This is a genomic window from Salipiger sp. HF18 (genome assembly GCF_011806505.1).
GTDB lineage: Bacteria > Pseudomonadota > Alphaproteobacteria > Rhodobacterales > Rhodobacteraceae > Salipiger > Salipiger thiooxidans.
Genome location: NZ_JAATOS010000009.1, coordinates 1 through 24,227, shown reverse-complemented (window position 1 = coordinate 24,227; position 24,227 = coordinate 1). Strand labels below are relative to the sequence as shown.

General features: G+C 71.5%; 15 protein-coding genes and 1 pseudogene. 10 read left to right on the top strand and 6 right to left on the bottom strand.

All coding sequences use genetic code 11. The features are described 5' to 3' along the window. The first annotated feature begins 5 nt into the window (after positions 1-5). The 4 genes from HC022_RS02495 to HC022_RS02480 all read left to right on the top strand — a co-directional run bounded on the left by HC022_RS02495 (position 6) and on the right by HC022_RS02480 (position 5,860). Complete coding sequence (locus HC022_RS02495; protein WP_167451202.1) at positions 6-1,304, top strand: glycosyltransferase family 4 protein; 1,299 nt, start codon at positions 6-8, stop codon at positions 1,302-1,304. 163 nt (positions 1,305-1,467) lie between these two features. Beyond that, the gene (locus tag HC022_RS02490; protein ID WP_175583425.1) at positions 1,468-3,534 is read left to right on the top strand and encodes an acyltransferase family protein; all 2,067 of its coding nucleotides are present in this window, start codon (positions 1,468-1,470) and stop codon (positions 3,532-3,534) included. Further along, complete coding sequence (locus HC022_RS02485) at positions 3,531-5,096, top strand: GMC family oxidoreductase (protein ID WP_167451201.1); 1,566 nt, start codon at positions 3,531-3,533, stop codon at positions 5,094-5,096. Before HC022_RS02490 ends, HC022_RS02485 begins: the two co-directional genes overlap by 4 nt. Continuing rightward, entirely contained in the window at positions 5,093-5,860 is a 768-nt protein-coding gene (locus HC022_RS02480) for an SDR family oxidoreductase (RefSeq protein WP_167451200.1), read from the top strand. Before HC022_RS02485 ends, HC022_RS02480 begins: the two co-directional genes overlap by 4 nt. Positions 5,861-5,874: 14 nt before the next feature. On the opposite strand, the gene HC022_RS02475 is transcribed toward HC022_RS02480, so the two are convergent. Then, positions 5,875-6,639 carry a WecB/TagA/CpsF family glycosyltransferase gene (locus HC022_RS02475; RefSeq protein WP_167451199.1) on the bottom strand — a complete coding sequence of 255 codons (765 nt, stop codon included), beginning with the start codon at positions 6,637-6,639 and terminating at the stop codon, positions 5,875-5,877. A gap of 302 nt (positions 6,640-6,941) precedes the next feature. On the opposite strand from HC022_RS02475, the gene HC022_RS02470 reads away from it, so the two are divergent. The 6 genes from HC022_RS02470 (at position 6,942) to HC022_RS02445 (ending at position 14,539) form a co-directional block, all read left to right on the top strand. Next, entirely contained in the window at positions 6,942-8,066 is a 1,125-nt protein-coding gene (locus tag HC022_RS02470) for a Gfo/Idh/MocA family protein (RefSeq protein WP_167451198.1), read from the top strand. Beyond that, complete coding sequence (locus HC022_RS02465) at positions 8,054-9,019, top strand: NAD(P)-dependent oxidoreductase (protein ID WP_167451197.1); 966 nt, start codon at positions 8,054-8,056, stop codon at positions 9,017-9,019. Before HC022_RS02470 ends, HC022_RS02465 begins: the two co-directional genes overlap by 13 nt. Further along, positions 9,016-10,251, top strand: a complete 1,236-nt coding sequence (locus tag HC022_RS02460; RefSeq protein ID WP_167451196.1) for a glycosyltransferase family 4 protein — start codon at positions 9,016-9,018, stop codon at positions 10,249-10,251. The genes HC022_RS02465 and HC022_RS02460 overlap by 4 nt, the downstream gene beginning before the upstream one ends. Beyond that, complete coding sequence (locus tag HC022_RS02455) at positions 10,248-11,204, top strand: glycosyltransferase family 2 protein (protein ID WP_167451195.1); 957 nt, start codon at positions 10,248-10,250, stop codon at positions 11,202-11,204. Before HC022_RS02460 ends, HC022_RS02455 begins: the two co-directional genes overlap by 4 nt. Before the next feature lie 18 nt (positions 11,205-11,222). Continuing rightward, the gene (locus HC022_RS02450) at positions 11,223-13,319 is read left to right on the top strand and encodes an NAD-dependent epimerase/dehydratase family protein (RefSeq protein ID WP_167451194.1); all 2,097 of its coding nucleotides are present in this window, start codon (positions 11,223-11,225) and stop codon (positions 13,317-13,319) included. Between the two features lie 218 nt (positions 13,320-13,537). After that, complete coding sequence (locus tag HC022_RS02445) at positions 13,538-14,539, top strand: CpsD/CapB family tyrosine-protein kinase (RefSeq protein WP_254884880.1); 1,002 nt, start codon at positions 13,538-13,540, stop codon at positions 14,537-14,539. 84 nt (positions 14,540-14,623) lie between these two features. Here HC022_RS02445 and HC022_RS02440 read toward each other — a convergent pair whose 3' ends face one another. The 5 genes and pseudogenes from HC022_RS02440 to HC022_RS02420 all read right to left on the bottom strand — a co-directional run. Next, complete coding sequence (locus HC022_RS02440; RefSeq protein ID WP_167451193.1) at positions 14,624-15,949, bottom strand: Wzz/FepE/Etk N-terminal domain-containing protein; 1,326 nt, start codon at positions 15,947-15,949, stop codon at positions 14,624-14,626. A gap of 179 nt (positions 15,950-16,128) precedes the next feature. Next, positions 16,129-16,794: a 4'-phosphopantetheinyl transferase superfamily protein gene (locus HC022_RS02435; protein WP_167451192.1), complete on the bottom strand. Its 666-nt coding sequence runs from the start codon at positions 16,792-16,794 to the stop codon at positions 16,129-16,131. A 3-nt stretch (positions 16,795-16,797) separates the two neighbouring features. Then, a pseudogene (locus HC022_RS02430) lies at positions 16,798-21,464 on the bottom strand (MupA/Atu3671 family FMN-dependent luciferase-like monooxygenase). Positions 21,465-21,469: 5 nt separating this feature from the next. Continuing rightward, on the bottom strand, positions 21,470-22,486 hold the full coding sequence (locus tag HC022_RS02425; protein WP_167451191.1) for a glycosyltransferase family 2 protein: 1,017 nt from the start codon (positions 22,484-22,486) through the stop codon (positions 21,470-21,472). A 3-nt stretch (positions 22,487-22,489) separates the two neighbouring features. After that, a partial coding sequence (locus tag HC022_RS02420) for a thioesterase domain-containing protein (protein WP_175583423.1) occupies positions 22,490-24,227 on the bottom strand: 1,738 nt, incomplete at its 5' end.

Genomic DNA, 24,227 nt, shown 5'->3' with positions numbered 1-24,227 from the left:
TGGCCGTGACGACCTCTCCGACGCGCCCCCGCGTTCTTGCCATCGCCGAGGCGGCCAACCCGGAATGGGTGAGCGTGCCGCTGGTCGGCTGGTCGCTCGCCTCGGCCCTTCGCGAGGTCGCCGACGTGCATATCGTCACGCAGGTGCGCAACCGCGACGCCTTCCTGCGCGCAGGGCTCACCGAGGGCCGCGACTTCACCGCCATCGATTCCGAGGCCATCGCCCGCCCGCTCTGGGCGCTGGCAGAGCGGCTGCGCATGGGCGAGGGCAAGGGCTGGACCATGGTGCAGGCGATCAACGCCATCGCCTACCCGTGGTTCGAGCGCCTCGTCTGGCAGCGCTTCGGCCGCGGCATTCGCGCCGGCGACTGGGACGTGGTGCACCGGATCACGCCGCTGTCGCCGACGATCTCGTCCTCGCTGGCGGGGCATTGCGCCAAGGCGGGCGTGCCCTTCGTGCTCGGGCCACTCAACGGCGGGGTCCCCTGGCCGCAGGGCTTCGACGCCGAGCGCCGGCGGGAGAAGGAATGGCTGAGCTACCTGCGCTCGGGCTACAAACTGCTGCCCGGGCGCGGCGCGACGCTGCGCCATGCGGCGGCGGTGCTCGTGGGCTCGCGCCACACCGAGGGCGAGATCCCCGCCCGCCACCGCCCGAAGACCATATACCTGCCCGAGAACGGCATAGATCCGTCGCGGTTCAACCGGGTCGCCGCGCCCGAACCCGGCGTGCTGCGCGCCTGCTTCGTCGGACGGCTAGTGCCCTACAAGGGGCCGGACATGCTGCTCGACGCCGCCGCCCCGCTTTTGCGCGTCGGGCGTCTCAGGCTCGAGGTGATCGGCGACGGCCCGATGCGCGCGGATCTCGAGGCGCAGGCCGCGCGCGCCGGCACAGGCGCGGCGGTGACCTTCCACGGCTGGAAAGCGCACCACGAGGTGCAGGACATCATGGCCCGCTGCCACCTCCTGTCCTTTCCGTCGATCCGCGAGTTCGGCGGCGGCGTGGTGCTCGAGGCGATGGCGCTGGGCGTGGTGCCGCTGGTCGTCGACTACGCCGGACCCGGAGAGCTGGTAGCGCCCGGTACCGGGCTCAAGGTGCCCTGCGGCCGGCGCGAGGGCATCGTCCGCGACATGGGCGCGGCGCTCACGGCACTTGCCTTCGATCCCTCCGGTCTGCCCGCCATGGCGGCGGCGGCGCGGGCACGGGTGCAGGACAAGTTCACATGGCAACGCAAGGCCGCGCAGGTGGCCGAGGTCTACGACTGGCTGCGGCAGGACCCGTCAGGCCCGGCACCAAAGGTCTTCTGAGCCCCCGCGGCAGTTGACGATTGCGAAACACTTGCCGAATAACCTCCGCCCCGCCGCCTCCTTGCCTTCGTGTTGCCCCAGTTCGCCATATGCTCCCCGCAACATGCGGCGACGGGGATCGGCGCGCACCAGTCAGACCGGAGAACCCGGGTAGCGGATCATGATGCAGGCCGAGGCCACCCAGACCGACCCATCCGCCCCTGCCGCGGGCCATGGCACGCTGCCCTACCGCAGCGACATCGACGGGCTCCGCGCCGTCGCGGTGCTGGGCGTGCTGTTCTACCACTTCGGCGTGCCGGGACTTGGCGGCGGCTTCGTCGGCGTCGACGTGTTCTTCGTCATCTCGGGCTTCCTGATCGGCGGCATCCTCTGGCGCGAATACGATTGCACCGGGCGCATCCGCCTGTCGCAGTTCTACATCCGCCGCTTCCGGCGCCTCGCCCCTGCCTTCTTCACCATGGCCTTCGTCACCGCGGTCTTCGCCTGGGCCCTGCTGCTGCCCTTCGAGTTCCGCGAGTTCGGCAAGCAGCTCATCGCCTCGACCGTCTATCTCTCGAACGCGCTGTTCTTCCGGCAGGCGGGCTATTTCGACACCGTGTCCGAAGAAAAGCCGCTTCTGCACACGTGGTCGCTGGCGGTCGAGGAACAGTTCTACATCTTCCTGCCGCTCTTCATCCTGCTTTTCGCGCGCAACCGGCGGGTGCTGCTGGTCGCGCTGGTCGCCTGCTGGGCCGCTTCGCTGGCGTCCTGCATCGCGCTGACGCCACGCCTGCAGACCGCGACCTTCTACCTCTTCCCCTTCCGCGCGTGGGAGCTGCTGAGCGGCGTGCTCCTTGCCATCTGGGGGTGCGAGACCGGGCGACGCTGGCGCGGCTCGGGGTTCCTCAGCTACCTCGGCCTCGCGCTGGTGCTGGTCTCGGTTGTCGCCATGCCCGCGGGGCATGCCTTCCCTGGCGCGCTGGCGCTGGTACCGGTGCTGGGCACCGTGCTGCTGCTCGCCAACGGTTGCGGCCGCAACCACGTGAACCGGCTGCTGTCGAGCCGCAGGGCGGTCTTCGTCGGCCGCATCTCGTATTCGCTCTACCTCTGGCACTGGCCGGTGCTGACCCTATCGCTCTACCTGCGCGGCGGCTACGCCAACCTTGCCGAGGCGATGGCGTGGATGGCGCTCTCGGCGCTGCTCGCCTGGCTGTCGTGGCGCTTTGTCGAGACCCCGGCGCGGCAGCTGCGGCTGCCCGGGCTCGTCATCCTCGGCGGCACCGTGACCGCCTCGGCGGCGGCGCCGGCGCTGGGGTTCTGGCTTTACCGCACCGACGGCATGCCCGACCGCTTCGGCCCCGACGTGCGCCCCCACATCGCCGCCTCGGCGGATTTCCTGCAGGACTGGAGCCGCTGCCACACCCCCGACGACGGCCCGCTCGAGGGGCTCGAGGTCTGTCCGATCGGCCCCGAGGGCCCGCCCCGGGTGCTGGTCTGGGGCGACAGCCACGTGCGCGCCTTCAGGGAAGGGCTCGACCTCGCCGCGCACGAGGCCGCAGCGCCCGGGCTCATCCTCTGGCGCGCCGGCTGTCCGCCGCTCTTCGGCATCCACAAGGTCGAGAGCGCCGCCACCCCGGCCGAGGACACGGCCTGCAGCAACGCCAACTTGCAGATCCGCCAGAGCTTCGGCAGCCTGCCCGGGCTCGAGAAGATCCTGCTGATCGGGCGCTGGACCTATTACGCCAGCGGCACCGGCATCGGGCTCGACGCCGCCAACACCATCGCCATTCACCCGCACCAGACACCGACGCGCATCGACGAGCTGCAGGAAGACATCGTCAACGCCGCCGCCGGCACCACGGTCTCGGAACTGCTCGACTGGTTCGACGAGGTGGTGGTGCTGCGCCAGCCGCCCGAGCTGGCCGAGTACGACAGCCGCCTCGCCGCGCGCGAGGCCGCCCACCGCGACTGGCCGCTGGCACGGGCGCCGGTGACCCGGCCCGAGATCCTGCGCGCCGAACTCGCCCAGCGCGTCGCCGCCTCCGAAGCGCCGTGGCGCGCCATGGCCGAGGCCGGTGCCGTCACCCTGATCGACCCGTGGCCGCGGCTCTGCGACGACCTCGCCTGCCACGCGCTGGTTGACGGCAAGGGCTACTACTTCGACAACAATCACATGACCAACACCGCCGCCCGCGACCTTCGTGATCTCTTTGCCCCGGTCTTCGCCCACGACGGGGGCGCCGGTTCGTGAGCCATGCCGCGAGCGAAACGCACTGGGACGCCATCGTCATCGGCACCGGCATCGGCGGCGGCACCTCCGGCCGGGCTCTGGCCGAGGCCGGGATGCGGGTGCTGTTCCTCGAGATGGGCGGCGCCGGCCGCCGGGCCGAGCGCAGCGGCCTGTCCGACACCCCTCTGCCCGAGGCACGGCTAGTCCGCGGGCTCTGGCCCGAGCCGCTGGAGGTCACGCTCGACGGTCAGCAGAGCCGCTTCCACGCCCCGCTCGGCGCCGGGGTTGGCGGCTCGTCGGTGTTCTACGCGGCGACGCTCGAGCGGCCCTCGCGGCATGACCTCGACGACCTGCCCGACCAGCCCCACCCCACCGGCGGCTGGCCCGTGGGCTACGACGCCATGCGCGACTGGTTCGACCGCGCCGCCGGGCTCTACCGCCTGCGCGGCAGCCCCGACCCGCTGTCGCCCGAGCCCGCCGGTCCGCTGCTGCCCCCGCCGCCGCCCTCGGCCGTCGACACCGCGCTGATGGCGGCGTTCCGCACCAACGGGCTGCACCCCTACCTCGCCCACACCGCGATCGAGCGCATCAGCGGCTGCCTCAACTGCCTCGGCACCAAGTGCCCCAACCGCTGCAAGATGGACGGCCGCTCTGCCGGGGTCGAACCGGCGCTCGCCACCGGCAACGCCACGCTGGTCACCCGCGCCCGGGTCACCCGCCTTTTGGGCGACGCGGACCGGGTCACCGGCGTCGAGGCCCGGATCGGCGACGAGACCCACCGTTTCACCGCCCGTCACGTGGTGCTGGCAGGCGGTGCGCTCGGGTCGCCCAACCTGCTGCTCGCCTCCGCCTCCGAGCACTGGCCCGAGGGCGCCGCGAACGGCTCGGGGCTGGTGGGGAGGAACCTGATGTTCCACCTCAACGAGATGTTCGCGCTCTGGCCGCACCGCGGCACGCCCGACAGCGGCCCGAGCAAGGCCATCGCCCTGCGCGACCTCTGCCTGCGCGACGGCAACCGGTTCGGCATGGTGCAGGCGATGGGCATCCGCGCCTCCTACGGTGAGATCGTGCATTACCTCGGCCTGATGCTGGCGCGCTCGCGCTTCGCGGGCGTGCCGGGGCTGCGCCCGCTCACCCGGATCCCGGCGGCGGTGGCGGCCAGGCTGTTCGGCCACGCGCAGATCTTCGTCGGGCTGATGGAAGACCTGCCCTACCCCGGCAACCGCGTCCTGCACGACCCCGCGCGGCCCGAGCGCCTTGCGGTCAGCTACGACATCCACCCCGAGCTGGAGGCCCGGCGCAAGGCCTTCCGCCGCGCCATCGCCCACGCGTTTCGCGGCCAGCGGCGCATGTTTCTCGGGCTCGGGCCCGAGCTCAACTTCGGCCACCCCAGCGGGACCTTGCGCTTCGGCCACGATCCGGCACAGTCGGTGCTGGACCCGGATTGCCGGTCGCACCAGCTGCGCAACCTCTGGGTCGCGGACGCCTCCTTCATGCCCAGCTCGATGGGCGTGAACCCCAGCCTGACCATCGCCGCCAACGCCCTGCGCGTGGCGGACGCCATCACGAGGGACCCCGCATGACCCGGCTCGCCCCGCAGGACGGCATCGCCATCGTGACCGGCGCCGGCTCGGGGCTGGGCCGTGCGCTGGCGCTGGACCTCGCGCGGCACGGCTTTACCGTCGTGGGCATCGGCCGCCGCCGCGACGCGCTCGAGGAAACGCAGGCCCGCGCCCCCGACCGCGTCTTCCCGCTGGTGCTCGACGTGAGCGACGCCGCTGCGGTGCGCGACGCCTTCGCCACGCTGCGCCAGCGCCACGGCCGCATCGCGCTGCTCATCAACAACGCCGCGGTCTACCCGCACCGCGACATCCTCGACGAGACCGGCGAGAGCTTCATGGAAAGCGTCGCGATCAATCTCGGCGGCGTGGTGAACTGCAGCCGCGCCGCGCTCGACGACATGTGCGAGACCGGGCACGGCCGCATCCTCAACGTCTCGACCTTCGCGGACCTGTCGCCGCTGCCCACCGCCGCTGCCTATTCCGTGTCCAAGGGGGCGGCGCGGATCTTCACCCGCGCGCTGATCGCCGATCTCGGCGACCGCTTTCCTGGCATCGTTATCGGCGACTGGATGCCGGGGGTGCTGCGCACCGACATGGGCATCCCCGACGGGCTGGCGCCGGAACAGGCGGCGCGCTGGGGTGTCGAACTGGCGCTGAGGCTCGACCCGGCGCTGACGGGGGCCGTCTTCGAATGCGATACCGAGGTGCTGCCGCCGCGCGGCCTCAAGGGACGCATCCGCGACATGCTCCTGCTGCGGCGCAGGCGGCCGCGCCGCCTGAGTTGAGCTGAAATCGCCGTTCAGTGCTGCGGCGAGCGGAAGCGCGACACCATGGCGCGCAGCATCTGTCCCGGCAGGATCACGAGGCAGCGCAGGTAGCGCATCCCCAGCCGGCGCGGGCTGCCGACCATTCGCCACAGCCATTCCAGCGCAAAGCGCCGCGCCCAGCCCGGCGCCCGTCGCTGGGTGCCGGCGAAGAAGTCGAGCCCCGCGCCGATGCAGGCGAAGCCGAGCCCTGGCACCTGCGCACGACCGGCGGCGGCGAAGATCTCTTGCTTGGGGGCGCCCAGCGCGACGAAACAGAGCCGCGCGCCCGAGGCATCGAGCCGCGCGAAGATCCGCAAGGCATCGGCCCCGGCGGGATCGAAGCCCATGGCCGGCGCGATGGTCTCGACGATGTGCAGGTCGCGCACCTCGCCCTCGAGATAGGCCTTGGCACCGGCGAGCGTGTCGTCGGTGCTGCCGACCAGCGCCACGGTCACGCCCTGCCGCGCGGCGATCCGCGCCAGCATCAGGATGGTGTCGGCGCCGGGGATGAGCTCGACCCGGCGACCGGCCAGCCGCGACATCCAGACGATGGGATTGCCGTCCGCGGTCACGAGGTCCATCTGGGCATAGACGCGCCGGAACGCGGGCGAACCGCGCAGCTTCACGATATGGTCGAGATTGAGCGTCGCGAGCGTAAATCCCTGCCCTGTGGCGAGGCGCTCGGACACGCGGGCCTGCAGGGCCGGCCAGGTGGGAACGTTAACCGACACCCGGTCACCGGACACCCTGAAATCCATGAAACGCGCATCCTTCCACGCCCCCGAAACCGCGATTAACCAAGAACTAAGGCGAAGGTTGGGCGACCAGACGGAAGATGCGCGGCACCACGACCGAGGAGCGTGTAGCGGGCAAAACCGGCCCTCTTTGTCACGCCGCACCAAAGGATCAGGGTTCTGCCGAAATATCGTCAAATTTGTTTGATGGAAGGTAAACACCGGAGCCCCTCCGGAATCGTGAGTAGGACCGTCATGACCCCCTCTCCAACGCCCTGCAGAAGCGGGATGTCCACCATTGCGCGCGCCCCGCGAGGGACCGCGTGATGCGTCAGGTTTCCCTTTTGGGTTGCGGGTTTGTCGCCGATCTCTACCTTCGCTCCCTGCAGTCCATGGAGGGGATCTCGGTCGCCGTGGTCCATGACCGCGACCCGGCCCGGCTGGAGCGATTCTGCGCGCATTGGAAGCTGCCCCGCGCCGACACGCTCGAGGACTTTCTCGCCGCGGTGCCCGAGGGATCACTGGTGCTCAACCTCACCAATCCCGACGCCCACTACGCGCTGAACAGGGCCTGTCTCGAGGCCGGCCTCCACGTCTATTCCGAGAAGCCGCTGGCGATGGACCTAGACGAGGCCAAGGCGTTGTACGCGCTGGCCGAGGCGCGCGGCCTGCTGCTAGCCTCTGCCCCCTGCTCGGTGCTGGGCGAGGCGGCGCAGACGCTAGGCCACGCACTGCGCCACGGCGTCGCCGGCACGCCCCGGGTGGTCTATGCCGAGCTCGACGACGGCTTCATCCCGCAGGCCGCCCACCGCAAGTGGCTGTCCGAGACCGGCACGCCCTGGCCCTACGAGGACGAGTTCCGCGTCGGCTGCACGCTCGAGCACGCGGGCTACTACCTCGCCTGGCTCATCGCCTGGTTCGGCTCGGTCCGCACCGTGGTCGCGGCCAGCGCCGAGACTATCCCCGACAAGACCGGTACCGGCGCGATGGCGCCCGACCTCTCGGTCGCCACGCTGTTCTTCGAAAGCGGTGTCGTGGCGCGGCTGACCTGCTCGATCGTGGCCCCGCACGACCATTCCATCCGCATCGTCGGTGACAGGGGCGTGCTGCGCTGCGACGCCGCGTGGGACAACGCAGCGCCGGTAACATTCGCGAAGCGCCTCACCCTGCGGCGGCGGCTGATGGAGAACCCTTTCCCCCGGCGCGTCAGGCTGCGCGGCCCGACCCATCCCAGGGTGAAGCGCTGGGGGGCGGCTGCGATGAACTTCATGCTGGGCCCCGCCGAGATGCTCGAGGCGCTGCGCGATGGCCGGCCCTGCCGGCTCTCGGCGGATTTCGCGCTGCACATGACCGAGGTCACGCTGGCGATCCAGAACGCGGGCGAACATTCGGGGGCGCAGGCCATGAACACGCGCTGCGCCCCGATGGAGCCAATGCCATGGGCGATGTGACCCGCCTTCTGATCACGGGCGCCGGCGGCTTCATCGGTCGCGCCACGGTGGCCGAGGCCCGCGCCCGGGGGCTCGAGGTCACCGCTCTGGTGCGCCGGACGTGCGGCGACTGGGCGGGTGACACGGGCGTCACGGTGCTGACCTGCGACCTCGCCGAGCCGGCCTCGGTCGCCACCATCGCAAAGGCGGCTCAGGGCTGCGGAGCGGTCATCCATGCGGCCGCCCATCCTGGCGCCGACGCCCGGGCCATCCCCGCCGACGCGCTCGCCGCCACCCGGCACCTGCTCGAGGCGCTGCCCCCCGCGATGCGGCTGGTGCTGGTAAGTTCGATCGCGGTCTACGACCTCTCCCTCCCCGCCCCCGGCGCGGTGCTGGACGAGGGCGCGGCGCTCTGCCCGCCGGGGCGCGGCCCCGATCCCTACGCCAATGCCAAACTGGCGCAGGAGGCGCTCTGCCGCGCCTCGGGGCATCCGCTCTGGCTGATCCGGCCGGGCGCGGCCTGGGGGCCGGGCCGGACGTGGCACGCGCTCAACGGCGTCGACGCGATGCCCCTGCACCTGACGCTCGCCTCCGAGGGCGCGCTGCCGCTCGCCCATGTCACGCAAGTGGCGAAGGCGCTGGTCTCTGCCGCTCTCACCGCCCCCGAGGGCGTCGAGGCGCTGAACGTGGTGGACGACGACCTGCCGACGCGTGGCCGGTTCGTCTCGGCGCACCGGCGCGCTGCGGGCTGGCCGCGGGTGGCGCTGTCGCTGCCCTGGACCGCGTGGCTGGGGCTCGCACGCGCGCTGCGCCCGGTCTCGGCGCACCTGCCGGGGCTGCTGCGCGAGCCGGTGCTGCGTGCCCGCATCCTGCCGCTGCAATGGCCCAACACCGCCCTGCGCGCACGGCTCGGAGGACAGGACGACGCACCCTTCGAGGAAATGCTGCGCCGCTCGCTGGAGGGCCGTGCATGACCCTGCCGAAGCTCGCCTATCTCACCGGGGAATACCCCCGCGCCTCGGACACCTTCATCCAGCGCGAGGTGGCGGCGCTGCGGGCGCTGGGCCACGAGGTGCTCACCTGCTCGATCCGCACCACCGGCGCCGAGCATCTCGTCGGCCCCGAACAGCGCGAGGAACACGCCCGCACCTTCAAGCTCCTCGCCGCCGCGCGCAACCCGCTGACCCTGCTCGGCGCTCATCTGCGGGCGCTGCGCCATCCGGGCCGCTACCTCTCGGCGCTCCAGCTGGCGTGGCGGACGGCGCCCCGGGGCGTGAAGGGCCGGGCCTACAACCTGATCTATTTCGCCGAGGCCGCGGTGCTGGCCGCCCGGCTGCGCCGCGAGGGCGTCGAGCACCTGCACAACCACATCGCCATGGCCTCTTGCACGGTGGCGATGCTGGCAAGCGCGCTCTCGGGCATCCCCTACAGCTTCACCATTCACGGGCCCGACATCTTCTTTGACCCGCGGCTCTGGCGCATCGACGAGAAGGCCGCGCGGGCCCGCTTCGTGGCCTGCATCAGCGATTTCTGCCGCGCGCAGCTCATGTGTTTCGCCGCGCCTGCGCATTGGGACAAGCTGCACGTGGTCCATTGCGGCATCGACCCCGACCGCTACCGGACCGCGCCGCACGACGGGCAGACGCTGCTCTTCGTTGGACGGCTCGCCGGGGTGAAGGGCGTGCCGATCCTGCTTCAGGCGGTGGCGGCGCTGAAGGCCCGTCACCCGGCGCTGCGCCTCGTGCTGATCGGCGACGGCCCCGAGCGGGCGGCGCTCGTGGCGCAGGCAAAGCCGCTGGGCGACAGCGTGAGCTTCCTTGGCTACCGCAGCCAGTCCGAGGTGGCCGAGGCACTGGCGCAGGCGGATGTCTTCGCGCTGCCGAGCTTCGCCGAGGGCGTGCCGGTGGTGCTGATGGAGGCGATGGCGGCGGGCGTGCCGGTGGTCACCACCCAGATCGCGGGCATCCCCGAGCTGGTCCGGCACGGCGACAGCGGCCTGCTGGTGCCGCCCGGCGACGCGGAAGCGCTGACCGGGGCCATCGACGCGCTTCTGGCCAGCGCGGACGGGCGTCGCACCATGGGTGCCGCGGGCCGCGCCACGGTCGAGGCCGAGTTCAACATCCACCGCGAGGCTGCGCGCCTCTCGGCGCTCTTCACCGCCTATGCCGAAGGCCGCACACCGCCAGGGCGGGAGGCCCGGCCATGACCCCGGTCGACGTGGTGCTGATCGGCCGCAACGAAGGCGCCCGGCTGGTCGCCGCGCTGGCCTCGATCCGGGGCGCCGCGCGGCAGGTAGTCTACGTGGACAGCGGCTCGACCGACGACAGCCGCGCCGAGGCGCGCCGCGCCGGGGCCACGGTCGTCGCGCTTGACCTCGGCTGCCCCTTCAGTGCCGCCCGCGCCCGCAACGCCGGGTTCGCGGCGTTAAGCGAGCCGCAGTTCGTCCAGTTCATCGACGGCGACTGCGCGCTGGTGCCGGGCTACCTCGGCCGGGCGCGGGCGCATCTCGAGGACAACCCCGAGACCGGCCTGGTGACCGGCTGGCGCTCGGAGATCCGCCGCAACGCCAGCCTCTACAATCAGCTCGCGGATTTCGAATGGCGCCGCCCGGCGGGCGAGATCCTCGCCTGCGGCGGCGACATGATGGTCCGGGCCGAGGCCTTCCGCGCGGTGGGCGGCTTCGATCCCACCGTCATCGCCGCCGAGGACGACGAGTTCTGCACCCGGCTGCGCAAGGCCGGCTGGCGGCTCGAGCGCATTCCGCAGGAGATGACCCGCCACGACGCCGACATGCACCGCTTCGGCCAGTGGTGGACCCGCGCCGTGCGCACCGGCCACGGCTTCGCGCAGGTGGGCGCCCTGCATCGGGAGTATTTCACGAAGGAACGCAGGCGCGTGCTGGTCTACGGCCTCGCCCTGCCGCTGGTCATCGCGGGCGGGTTGCTGTGGTGGCCGCTCGCGCCGCTCGGGCTGGCGGTCTACGCGGCGAACTACCTGCGCACCGTGCGGGGCCTCCGGCGCGAGGGGCTGCCCCGCGGCGAGGCGCTGCGTCACGGCGTGCTGCTGGCGCTGTCGAAAATTCCCAACCTCATCGGCATGGCGACCTACCATTGGCGCCGGGGCCGGAACGCGCAGATGCGCATCATCGAATACAAGTAGAACTTGAGAGGTTTTGTCATGTCCGACATCCGCGTGGGCCTGATCGGGGCCGGATACATCGCCACCTGGCACGCCGATGCCCTGACCGCCACGCCGGGTGTCCGGGTCGCCGCCATCTGCGATGTCTCCGAGCCCGCCGCCCGCGGCATGGCCGAGGCCCATGGCGCCCAGCCCTTCACCTCTGTCGGGGCGCTGATCGACAGCGGCACCTGCGACGCCGTCCACATCCTCACGCCGCCGCATCTGCACAAGCCGCTTGCCATCCAGTGCCTGCGCGCCGGACTGCATGTGCTGGTCGAGAAACCGGTGGCGACAAGCGTCGCCGACACGCGCGAGATCCTCGCCGCCGCCGAGGCCGCCGGTCGCCGCTTTCACGCCGGGCACAACTTCCTCGGGCTGCCGGGTTATGAGCGGCTCAAGGGGCTGGTCGAGGACGGCGCGCTCGGGCGCCTCTCGGCCTGCGAGATCAGCTACGCGCTGCCGCTCTCGCCGCTGCGCTCGGGGCCGTTCAACCTGTGGCTCCTGCGGGAACCGCGCAACCTGCTGCTCGAGGTCGGGCCGCACCTGATGGCCTTCGTCGTCGACCTCTTCGGCGCGCCCGAGATCCGCTTCGCCGAGGCCGCCCGGCCGGTGATGCTGCCCGGAGAAGACCCGCGCCCGCAGGCCTTCCGCATTCTCGCCCGCGCCGGCGGGGTCGAGATCACCCTGACCGTGTCGCTGGTCGAAACCCAGGACGACCGCTCGGTGACGCTGCGCGGCTCCTCGGGGCGGGCACGGCTCGATTTCGCCAGCGACGTGCTGGTGGTCGAGCGCGAGAACAGCTCGGACCTCGTGGTGAACCCGCTCCGCAAGCAGCTCGACCTGGGCTGGCAGCACCTGCGCGAGGGCGGTCGCAACGCGCTGACGCAGGCGCTGTCGCTGAACCAGAAGGGGCCCTATGCGCTCAGTTTCCGGGGTATGGACGCGGCGATCTACGCCCGGCTCTCCGGCCCGCAGGACGCGCGGTTCAGCGGCAGCAGCGCGGTGACGGTGATGCAGGCGCTCGACGACGCGCTGGCGCTGATCCCGCCCGCGGCGCTTTCGGTGAAGGCGCCCGCCGTGCAGACCCGCAAGCCCCGGCCCACCGCCATGGTCATCGGCGGCACCGGCTTCATCGGCCGCGCCCTGACCCGGCGGCTGGTCTCTGACGGGCACGACGTCCGGGTGCTGTCGCGCGGACGCTCCGGCCCCTTCCCCGACCTGCCCGACGCGGTCGAGACCGTGGGCGTCTCGCTCAACGATCTCGACGGGCTGACCGAGGCGATGACGGGCATCGACGTGGTCTTCAACCTCGCCAAGTCGCTCGACAGGACCTGGGCCGAGGCGCTGGTCAACGACGTCGGCGTCGCCACCCGCATCGGCATGGCCTGCGAGCAGGCGGGAGTGAAGCGGCTGATCTATACCGGCACCATCGCCTCCTACGACATGTCCGACCCGGGCGTGACCATCACCGAGGACACGCCCTTTCCCGACGACATGTCCGACCGCAACCTCTACGCCCGCTCCAAGGCCGAATGCGAACGCCAGCTGATGAAGCTGCACCACCAGCGCGGGCTGCCGCTGACCATCGCCCGGCCGGGCATCGTCGTGGGCCACGGTGGGCCGCTGCAGCACTGGGGCATCGGGCGCTGGCATGGCGCCGGCGCGGTGCGGATCTGGGGACCGGGCGACAACATCCTGCCCTTCGTGCTCATCGACGACGTGGCCGACGGGCTGGTGCGCATGGCCGCGCGGCCCTCGGCCATCGGAGAGAGCTTCAACCTGATCGGCGAGCCGCTGCTGTCCGCCCGCGGCTATTTCGACGCCATCCACGAGGCGTTGGGCGCCCGGATCCGGGTGAGCAGCGGCAATCTCACCGCCTTCTACCTCTCGGACGCGGTGAAATACGGGCTGAAGAAATACGCCCTGCGCAAGCGCGGCGTGGTGCGGCCGTCGCGCGCCGACTGGAAGAGCCGGGCGCATTTCTCGCCCTTCGCCAACGACAAGCCCAAGAAGATGCTGGGCTGGTCGCCCGAGACCGACCGCTCGGCCTTCGTGGCGCAGGCGATCACACACGCCAACCTCATGGGGTTCTGAGCGGGGTCCGGGCCCCGCGTCCTCGTCAACAATCCCCCCGGCCGGACCTTATTCTTGACAGAATCGTCTGGTCTAACGGCTCAAGGTTAACGGAAGGCCCGTGTTGCACGGGCACATGGCAGGCAGATGCAGATGGTCAGCTCGACGCATTCCTTCGCTCCGGGCGCGCGCCGGGACAGCCGTTCCGGCGCGCGCCGCGTCGTGGCGGGGTGCGTGGCATGACGATGACCGAACGCCGCAGGTTCCGGCGCCGGAACCGCCCGCTGGACGACCTCCCCGACGAGGACATCGCCCCGGTCGAACCGCTCGCAACCCGCGCCGAACGTCTCGCCCGGCGCGAGACCAAGACATCCGCCGCGCAGGCGACCCGCCGTGCAGAGGCCGAGCGCGTCGCCGAGGCCGCGCGGGCCGAAGCCCGTCGTGGCCAGACCGCCCCGCGACCGGCGGCGCCTGCCGTCGCGACCCGGGCCGCGCAGTCACCCGCGCCGCTGCAACAGCGTGGCTGGCACGACCTCGCGGAATTCTCCGTCGATGCCCGCCACCTCGAGCGTAACCGCATCGTCACCGCCGCGCGGCAGGACCCGGCGCATGCCGCCTTCGACATCCTGCGCACCAAGCTGTTGCAGGGGCTCGCCGATCATGGCTGGAAGCGTGTTGCCATCACCTCGCCCACCAAGGATTGCGGCAAGACCTTCACCGCTGCCAACCTCGCGATCAGCCTGTCGCGGCACCAGAACTGCCGGACGCTGCTGCTCGATTGCGACCTGCGCCGCCCGACCCTGCACAAGATCATGGGCTTCCGCGATCCGGGCTCCATGGGGGACATGTTGCGCGGCCTGCTGCCGCCCGAGCGCCATCTCGTGCGCATGGGTGAGAACGCCATCCACGCCGGGCACAACATCGCCTTCGGCTTCAACGGCGCGGTCGAGCCCTACGCCTCTGAGTTGCTGCAGACGCCGCGCACCGCCGAAACTCTGCGGCAGGTCGAGACCATGCTGCAGCCGGACGTGGTGCTCTTCGACCTGCCGCCGGCACTCTATTTCGACGACGTCATGGCCTTCCGCCCGCTGTTCGACGGCGTGCTGCTGGTGATCGGGGGCGGGCTCACCACCGACAAGGAGGTCCGCGAGGTCGAACGCCTGCTCGGCAAGAACACCCCGCTGCTCGGCATGGTGCTCAACAAGGCCGAAGGCACCAGCCTCGACAAGTACACCTACTGACGCCCGCAGCCGGCGCAGCAAGGTCAGCCCCACGCCCTCTCAGGATCAGCCCCCGGGGCAAGATCATCCCGAACAGCCGCAGGATCAGCCCTGCGCCGCGCGCGGCAGCCACTTGCCGAAGAGCCCCTGCCAGGGCACCAGCGACCCGGAGAAATGCAGCCCCGCCCAGAGCGCCGCCGCGAGCAGCGCGAAAAGGCCCAACCGGCGCAGCCCCTTGCCGCGCCGGTCGCGGCTGGTGCGGATCGGCGGGATCGCGACCACCGGCTGGATCCCGAGCGCCCGCTCCATCTGAGCAGCGCTGCGGATCGCCGGGTTGGCGAGCTCCGCCACGAACCCCGCAACGAGGCCGGCGATGAGGCTCGCCACGGCGCCCATCGCGGCCATCTTCTTGCGGCTGCTCGAGGCCGGGACCTCGGGCACCAGCGCGGTCTCGAGCACCTCGAAGCGCTCCATCTGCTGGCGGTCCTCGAGCATCTGCCCCATCTCGGCATCGGCCTTGCGACGGGTAATGACGTTGTACTGCTCCTGCAGCTGCGTCAGCTCGCGTTCGAGCCCGGAGAGCGCGCGCTCGACCTCGGGCGCGTTGCGGATGGTTTCCTCGATCTGGGCGATGCGGTTCTGCACCAGCACCTTCTGCTCCTTCAGAAGCGCCACCTGCCGGGCCTGCACCTCTTCGCGCTGCCGGGTCGGGCTGCCCTCCATCGCGACGATCTCGCGGTCGAGCTCGAGCTCGTTGTCCTGCAACGCGGTGAGCTGCTCGCGCAGCGCGGTGAGCCCGTTCGGCAGCGCCGCCGCGTTGTCCTGCTTGAAGCCCGCGATGCGAAGCTCCTGCGCCTCGATAGAGGCCTCGACCCGCGCTGCCTCCTCTTCGAAGAAGGCCAGCGTGTCGCGGGCACGGTCGACGCTGCGGTCGCGCGACTGCCGGATCACCGTCTCCATCAGCTCGTTCGCCAGATCCGCGGCCTTCTGCGGATCGTCGAGCGTCACGGTGATGAGCAGCCCCGAGGGCGCGTCCCGCATCGGCTGGTAGCTGTTTCCGGCGGCGCGGATCTCTTCGATCTGCACGGCCTTGCGCATCTGGAAGACGCGCTCGTTGAGCGTCATCGTGGGGTCGGCGGTGAACAGCTGGTGCTCTTCCATGAAGCGCAGGAGATTGTCCCGCGACATCAACCGCTGCTCGATCAGCCGCACGCGGCGCGAGGCGTCCTGCCCCTGAGCCGAGGGGCCGGCGAGCGAGTCGGGCACCTGCCCCTCCTCGATCTGCACGACGGCGGTGGTCTCGTAGACCTTGGTCTGGTTGAACGCGACCCACAGCGAGATGGCGCAGCCGATCAGGGCCACCAGGGCGATCAGGGCCGCACGACGCCGCAGCGCCGCCCACAGCTCGCCGACCGACTGAAACTGGTTCATGTCACTGCTCCCGCAACGTGGGCCCCCACCCTGCGAACGGAAAACGACGCCCCGGTCCCGCATGGCCCGGGCAACCCGGCCGGGCCCGCAGGAAAAGCGCCGCTTACATGTCGCAAGTTAACCAAACTGCCGGTTTTTTGCCATGCAAATTGCTACGGCGATGGGAAACAGTCCGTGTCTCATCCGTGAACCGCGGGGCGTGGCATCAGGCAGAGCGACAGCACCCGCCCGGCGAAGAGGTGCTGCTGCATGGGCAGCGCGGCGCCTCTCCCGAGCCCGGTGTCGGCGCACATGCGCATCCCGCCGTCGGGCAGATGGGCGGCCATGGCGTCGAAGCCGAAGAGGCAGCCCGTCAGCGGGTACTGCGCCTTGTAGGCGGCCTCCTTGGCGCTGAACACCCGCGCCGCCGCCCGCCCGCGGGACAGTGGGGCGAGGGCCGAAAGCTCGGTCTCGGTGGCGATTTCGGCGGCGATCTCCGGGGACAGTTCCGCATCGCGCTCAAGGTCGATGCCGATGGCCTGCCACGCCTCCGACCGTCCGACGATGGCGAGGCAGAGCCCACCGTCATGGGTGATGCTGCCCACCACGCCCTCGGGCCAGCGCGGGGCGCGGTCGGCGCCTATCGGCACGGCACACGGCGGCAGGCCGAGCGCCGCCATCGCGTGCCGGGCGGCCTGCCGTCCGCCGGCGACCTCCGCCTGCCGCGACGGGACTGCGCGGGCGACGGCGGCGCGCTCCTCGGGGAAGAGCGCCCCGAGGTCGTAGACCGGCCCCGAGACCGCCCGGCCGAGCCCGGCGGGCAGATCCAGAGCGGCCAGCGCCCTGTCGAGAGCCGCGACCGTCACGGCTCAGGCGCTGCGCCGCGCCCGCATGGCGCGACGGCGGGCCATGGCGTCGGAGCGGGCCTGCGCGCGCTCGACCGGGACCGGCGCCGCCACCCGGGCGGCGGGCTGCACCGGGGCGCGGGCGGGCTCCTGGGTCACCGGCTCCGGGGTGGCGGCTGCCATCAGCGCCGCGACCCGCGCCGTCAGATCCGCGAGCACCGGGAAGCGGAAGATGTCTGTGATCGAGAGCCCAGTGGCGCCCAGTTCGTCGCGGATCGCGCGATGCGCCTGCACCGCCAACAGCGAGTGCCCGCCGAGGTCGAAGAAGCTGTCACACCCCGAAACCTGCGCCACGCCCAGCACCGAGCACCAGATCTCGGCAATGCGCGCCTGCAGCCGACCACCGTCCGGGACAACGTGCATCGGTGCCGGACCCGGTGCAACGACGGGTGCCAGATCCGGCACGGCGGCAGGCTCGGCCTCCGCGACACCCGCTGCGGCTTCGGCAGCGCCTTGCGGTCGACTTTCTTGTTCGGCGTGAGCGGGAAGCTCTCGAGCCGGACAAGGTGCGACGGCACCATGAAAACCGGCAGATCCGCCCGCAGCGCCGCTCTGAGCGCGGCCTCGTCGAGCTCGAGCCCGGAGCTGTAGTAGCCCACCAGCCGGACGTCGCCCGGCTGATCCTCGCGCGCGACCACCACCGCCTGGGTGACGCCCGGCTGCGACTCGAGCGCCGCCTCGATCTCGCCCAGCTCGATGCGGAAGCCGCGCAGCTTCACCTGGTGATCGACGCGGCCGATGAAGTCGATGCGCCCGTCCACGCGCCGCCGCACGAGGTCGCCGGTGCGGTACATCCGCCCGCTGTGGAACGGATTCGGCACGAAGCGCTCGGCGGTCAGCGCGTCGCGGCCCCAGTAGCCGCGGGTCACGCCCTCGCCGCCGATCCAGAGCTCGCCGGGCAGGCCCACGCCTACCGGCGCGCGATCGTCGTCCAGCACGTAGAGCTGCTGGTTCGCCAGCGGCAGGCCGATGTTGACCACCCCGTTGCCCGGTCCCGCGGGTTCCGTCGAGGACCAGATCGCGGTCTCTGTGGGCCCGTACATGTTGGTCACGCTGGCCCCGGTGATGCGGCCGAGTTCCTGCACCAGCGCGCCGGGCAGCGGCTCGCCGCCAAGGAACAGGTGCCGCAGCTTCGACAGCGCGAACCGCGCCTCGTCGTTCATGGCGATCATCCGCGCCATCGACGGCGTGCATTGCAGGTGGGTCACCCGGTGCCGCAGGATCTGCGCCGCGATGGAGAAATCGCCCGGGTCCAGCGCCGGTGCCACGTTGGCGGATTTCACCACCTGCGCCAGCGGCTTCAGCCCGTCCAGCACCTGCGCCCGCGGGATGCCGTAGTCGATCAGGCAGGCGATCTCGCCCACGCCGATTCGCTTGAGCTGCTCGGTCCGGTCCAGCGCGTCCTCGACCGTGCCGAAAAGCCCGCTGTCGTTGAAGTAGCGCTCGAAGGCGAAGTCGAGGATGGCGTCGAGCTCTTCGGGGGCGAGGATGTCGAGATCCAGCTCGAACGGGTTGTTGAGTCCCTGCGGCCGCTTGAACGCCGGGAAGGCCCAGGCGTATTGCTTGATGAGTCCGGCAGCCGAGCGCAGGTAGTCCTTCATCGGCCCGCGCGCCACCTCGAGCGCCTCGTCGCGGGTCGCGGCGAGGAAGGTGTGCAGCATCAGCGTAACGGTGAAGTCCTTTGGGTCGTGCCCCGCGCCGCGCAGCGCCTCGTGGTAGAGGCGGATCTTGTCGGCGACCTCGTCGATGCTCTGGCCCAGCAGGTGGGTAAGCACGTTGCAGCCCCTCCGCCCGGCCTCGGTCCAGGTCTCGGGATTGCCGGCGGTGGTGACCCAGACCGGCAGCTCGGCCGAAACCGGGCGCGGCTGTGTCACCAGCGCGTGCGGCGTGCCGTCCTTGCGGGGGAAGGCCACGGCCTCGCCCCGCCACAACCGGCGCACCTGCTCGATGGTCTCGAACATGGCGGGCTTGTTGTCGGGGGGCGTGTTCTCGGGGCGCAGCACGAAATCGTCGGGCTGCCAGCCGCTGGCGATGGCGAGCCCGGCGCGGCCGTTGGTGAGGTTGTCGATCACCGCCCAGTCCTCGGCGATGCGGGCGGGGTGGTGCAGCGGCGCCACGACCGAGCCCGCGCGCACGGCGATGTTCTTCGTGACGGCGGCCACGGCGGCACCGGTCACCGAGGGGTTCGGGTAGGGCCCGCCGAAGGCGTGGAAGTGCCGCTCGGGCGTCCACACCGCGCAGAAGCCGTTCTCGTCGGCGAATTTCGCGCCGTCGAGCAGCAGGCTGTACTTGTCCCGCCCGGCGCCGTCGTCATTGCCCCAGTAGTAGACCGAGAACTGCATCGTCGCATCCGAGAGCGGCATCGGCCCCCTGGAGATCAGCCCGCGGTCCTCGTCAGAGGTCAGCACCACGGTGAAGCCGCGCGCGGTGGTGTAGAAGAGCTCGAGCACCGAGATGTCGAAGCTGAGCGAGGTCACCGCGAGCCACGTTCCCGCCGGCTCGTGCGGTACATTGGCGTCCATCCCGAGGTAGAAGTTCAGCACGTTGCGATGCTCGATCATCACGCCCTTGGGGGTGCCGGTCGACCCGCTGGTGTAGATCAGGTAGGCCAGATCCCCGGGCCCGCTGGTCGGCCCCACCGGACGCGAGGGTGCCTGTGCAAGCCGCGGGTCGGCGTCGATGACCAGAAGCCCGGCGCGGTGCTCGGGCAGTTCGGCGCGCAGGGCGGACTGGGTGACGATCACCGGCGCGCCGCTGTCGGAGATGTAGTGCTTCAGCCGGTCCGCCGGGTAGGACGGGTCAAGCGGCAGGTAGGCGCCGCCCGCCTTGAGGATGCCGAGCGCGCCGACCATCAGCTCGACCGAGCGGCGGGTGTGCAGGCCCACCACGGTGCCCGGCGCCACACCCATGCCGCGCAGCACATGCGCCACCTGGTTGACGCGGGCATCGAGCTGGGCGTAGGTGAGGCTCTGGCCCTCGAAGACCAGCGCCACGGCATCGGGGGTACGGGCCACCTGCGCCTCGAAGGCCGCCTGCACGGTGAGGCTGCGGTCGTGCTCCTGCGCAGTCTCGTTCCAGTGGTTGAGCACGAGATCGCGCTCGGCCTCGGGCAGCAGCGGCAGCGCAGCAAGCGGCGTGCCCGGCTGCGCCTCGCGGGCCATGAGCTCCAGCCGGGCGGCCAGCAGCTCGACCTGCGCCGGGGGCATGTGCCCGGTGTCGCCGTGCAGCACCGGGCCGTCGGCGGACAGTTCGACGGTAAGCGCGGTGCCCTCGATCGGGCCGGCACCGAGGCTGAGGCCGATGTGCGGCACCGTGGGCGCGCCGGGCAGGACCGGGTCGCGGGCGGGAAGGTCGGTGGCAAAGCCGCGTCGGTTGCGCACCATGGCAAGCGCGCGCCCGACGTCCTCGGCCAGCGCCTGCATGCTGCCGCCCGCGTGCACCCTCAGCGGCACCCAGGGCGCGATGAAACCGCCCTCGGCCAGCGCGGAAAGCGCCTCGTCCGCATAGGCGATGTCGCAGATCTCGTGCCCGTCGAGTCGCGCAGCCCAGGCCGCGACCAGCGCGGCGGGGGGCACCGCCTCGCCCAGCACCAGCGGCCGGGCCACCATCTCGCCGCCACCCTTGCCGAGCCCCTGAAGCTCGGCGGGAGCGAGGTCGGCGAGGCGCTTGCGCCAGTGCCGCTCGTGCCGCGCGACGGCGGCGATCTTCGCGTCGATCCCGGCGCGCTCCTCGGCGTCGGCGAGCGGCAGCACTTCGCCCGCCCGGCCAACCCGCGCCACCAGCGCGGGCGCGCCGCAGGGGTGGGTGAAATGCGCCAGCCGCAGCGCGCCGCTGCCGCAGGCCACGGTCAGGTGGACGTCGCTGGCTTCGAGCACCTCGCCCGGGGCCCCCTCGCCCCCGACCGCCACTGCGCCGCCCACCAGCCAGAGCCGCCCGCGCGCCCGGATCTTCGGCACCGAGAGCGGGTTGGCGTAGCCGCCGTGATCCAGCGCCCGCACCAGTCGCGCCAGCTCGGGCGCGGGGCGGGGGAGGTCGAGCACCCCTCGCCGCGAGGGGCGGTCCGGCGGGGGGTGGTGGCGGCGCGGCGACGGGTCCTGCCGGCCCCGCCGCAGCCCGTGCTCGAGCTGCTCGATCAGGTCGCCGAAGCTGTCGATGGCAGCCTCGTAGGCTCGGGTGTTCAGGGTCAGCGCGGTGTCGGTGGGCGCGATGTCGAAGCCGCGCGACACGAGGATGTGGCCCTCGTCGATGCCGCCCTCGATCATGTGCCACGTGATGCCGTGGCGGTGCTCGCCCGCGATCAGCGCCCAGACCGGGGCGTTGAGCCCGGCGTGGCGCGGCAGCGGGCCGTCGTGGAAGTTGACCGCGCCCCTGGCGGGCATGGCCAGCACCTCGGCGGGCAGCATGTCGAGATTGGCGATGCTGAGCAGCCAGTCGAAGGTCAGCCCCTCGAGCCTGCGCGCCAGCCCGTGCCCGGGCGCCACGACGGCAAGGCCGCGCCCCTCGGCCCAGGCGGAGATCTCGGGGTTGCGCGTCACCACGGCGCGGATCGCGTGCCCCGCGCCGAGCAGCTTCTCGGCGCATTGCACGAGAAGGGATTCATTGCCGATCACCACTGTGGAAAACTGCGCCATGCCGTCTACTCCGGGTTGGCCTCGGGCGTGCGGCAGCCGGGACGCGGCTGCGCCCCGCGCTGTCCCGGCAGCGGCCGGGTCATCGCCCTGACATCGTGTACCAGGAGATCGCGCAGGAAGTGGTCGGGATCGGCCTTGGGCTTGCGCTGCAGCACGCGGCGCAGACGCCAGATCAGGCCGCCCGCGAGATGCGCGAGCGTCACCGCGACCGCGTAAGGGCGGCCATGGTTCTTGGAATAATAGTGCCAGCGGCTGTCGAGCCAGAACCCCGGCACCCGCGCCCATGTCTTCATGCCCGTCGAGACCGAGCCGATATGCACCACCTCGCTGTCGCGCACGTAGTGGGTCTCGTATCCGGCACGCGCGGCGCGCAGGCAGAGGTCGGTTTCCTCGAAATAGAGGAAGTAGGTCTCGTCGAAGAGCCCGATCTCGTCCAGCACCGACTGCCGCATCATCAGCGAGGCCCCGGCCAGCCAGTCGACCGGCAGCGCGCGCTCGGGGAGGTCGAGCCAGACGCGATGAGCGTTCAGCAGCCGGGTCACGGGGCCGAAGCGGGCGGCGGCCTCGAGCTCGGAGAGCGCCGAGGGAAAGCGGAACGCGCTGTAGTGGGGGGCACCGTCCTCGCCTTGGATGTAGCTGCCGGCAAGGCCCGCCTCGGGGTGGGTCTCGAGATGCCGCAGCAGCGCCCGCAGGCTGTCCGGGCCGGGGAAGGCGTCGGAGTTCAGCAGGTAGACGTAGTCGGGCCGGCTGCCGTCGGACCAGCCCGCGCGGATGCCCACGTTGTTGCCCGCGCCGAAGCCGCCGTTGTGCCCGGACTGGATCAGCCGCACCGGCGCGCCGGCGGCCCATGGCTCGGAGGCGAGCGCCGCCTGCATGGCCTCAAACGAACCGTCGCCGCTGTCGTTGTCGACGATCATCAGCTCGGCCTCGAGCCCCTGCATCTCGCGCAGCGCGTGCTGCACCGAGCGCAGCGTCATCGCGGGAGTGCGGTAGTTCAGCGATATGACCAGAAGCTTGGGCATGGGCTACTCCGCCGCCCGGCGGTCGGGAAAGGCCACGAGCTCGGCGCCCCGCATCCGCGCCTCGGCATGGCCGATGGCCTCGCGCATCAGTCCCGCCAGCACCCGCACGTTGGGTTCGAGCACCATCGAGTCGTGGTTTCCCGGCACCTCGTGCACTTCGACATGCGGCACGAACTGCCCCCAGTCGTTGTCGTGCAGCACGTAGGCGCGTTCCGAGTTGACCATGCGCCCCTGCGAGACCTGCCACTTGCCGACAAGCGGCGGGCGGTAGAGCACCAGCGGCCCGTCCCAGGGCGCCACCTCGTAGGCCGCGACGGCGGCGAGGAAGGCGGCCTCGATCTCGGCGTTGTGGAAGCTGTGCTGCGTCGCGGTCTCATCTGTGGCGCGGCGGCGGGCGATCTCCCACCGCAGGCGGTTGCGGGCCCAGATCAGCGGGTAGACCGGGCCCTTGGCCCGGGCCTCCTGCCACTGGATCATCAGCCGGTCGCGCGGCTCGAGCGGGCGGCGCACCGGCAGCGGCGTGTCGAGCAGCACGCAGAGGGCCACCTCTTCGCCCGACGTCTCGAGCTGCTGCGCGATCTCGAAGGCGGTGATGCCGCCGCCCGAGAAGCCGCCGACCATGTAGGGGCCGTGCGGCTGCACCTGCCGCATCTCGGCGATGTAGTCGCGGGCCATCTCGGCGATGCTGTCATGCGGCGCGGCACCGCCGTAGAGCCCCCGCGCCTGCAGCCCGTAGAACGGCCGGTCGGCGCCCAGAAGATGCGCGAGGTGACGCAGGTTCAGCACGTTGCCGAACATCCCAGCCACAAGGAAGAACGACGTGCGCGGCCCGCCCTCGCCGTCGTGCATGGCGACGAGATGGGTAAAGCGCCGCTCGGGCGCGCGGCTCTCGGGGGCCCTGGGGCGCTCGGTCCCGGTGCCGGTCTGCGCGGCGATGAGCGCAGCGCATTTGCGGATCGTCGGTGCCTCGAACAGCACCGAAATGGGGAAGTCGATGCGCCAGGCCTTGCGCACCATGGCGAAGAGCCGCACCGCGATCAGCGAGTGGCCGCCAAGGTTGAAGAAGCTGTCGTCGATGCCCACGGTCTGCACGCCCAGCAGGTCTTCCCAGAAGCCCGCGAGGGTGCGTTCGATGTCGTTCGAGGGCGCGGTGTAATCCCGCTCGAGCTGCGGGCGTTCGAATTTCTGCCCCTCATCGCGACCGGCGCCCGAGGCGGCGGTCTGGCGGGTGAGCTGGTCGAGATCCATGGACGAGATCACCACCTGCGGCACGTCCAACGCCAGCGCACGGGCAAAGGCGCTCACCCCCTCGGCGGGCCGGATGCCCTGCGAGAGGTTGTGGGCGAGGCGTTCCTCGGCAGGCGACAGCGGCTGGGCGGCGGCCTCGGGCGCGTCGGTCTCGAGCTCGGACGCCCCGAGCCGCGGCGGCGCCTGCAGCACCGCGGGGTCCGAAAGCTTGCGGATGGTGAAGCCGCTGATCTCGACCAGCACTGCGCCATCGGGGGCACAGAGCGTGATGTCGAAGCTCGCGGTCTGGGCCTCGGCGCAGTTCTCGGCGGCATTGCGCACCCAGCTCACGATGCGCCCGCCAAGCGGCGCGTGGACCCGCACCCGCGCGTAGCTCACCGGCACCCAGAGATGCGTCGGCTGGTAGCCCGCGATCAGCTCCATCGCCCAGCCCGTCGCGATGTCGAGCAGCGCCGGATGCAGCAGGCAGCCGTCGTCGCGGGCGCTGGCGGCG